General features: G+C 45.7%; 1 pseudogene. It reads left to right on the top strand.

Annotated features, from left to right (window positions below):
- Positions 1 to 232: pseudogene (locus tag B2X00_RS12095) on the top strand (F0F1 ATP synthase subunit beta); the annotation flags it as partial.

The following is a 232-nucleotide window of genomic DNA, read 5'->3' as shown; positions in this document are numbered from 1 at the left end:
AGCAACAACCTTTGCTCACTTGGACGCAACTGTTGTACTTAACCGTGATATCGCGTCATTGGGTATCTACCCTGCGGTTGATCCATTGGATTCAACCTCGCGTCAGCTTGATCCGCTGGTTATCGGTGATGAGCACTATGATACTGCGATGGGTGTGCAAGAAGTACTTCAACGTTATAAAGAGTTGAAAGACATCATCGCCATCTTGGGTATGGATGAGTTATCTGAAGAA

The organism is Idiomarina sp. UBA3162, from assembly GCF_002364475.1.
Taxonomy (GTDB): Bacteria; Pseudomonadota; Gammaproteobacteria; order Enterobacterales; family Alteromonadaceae; genus Idiomarina.
The sequence above is the reverse complement of the archived record's forward strand: the minus strand, read 5'-3'. Positions and strand labels throughout refer to the sequence as shown.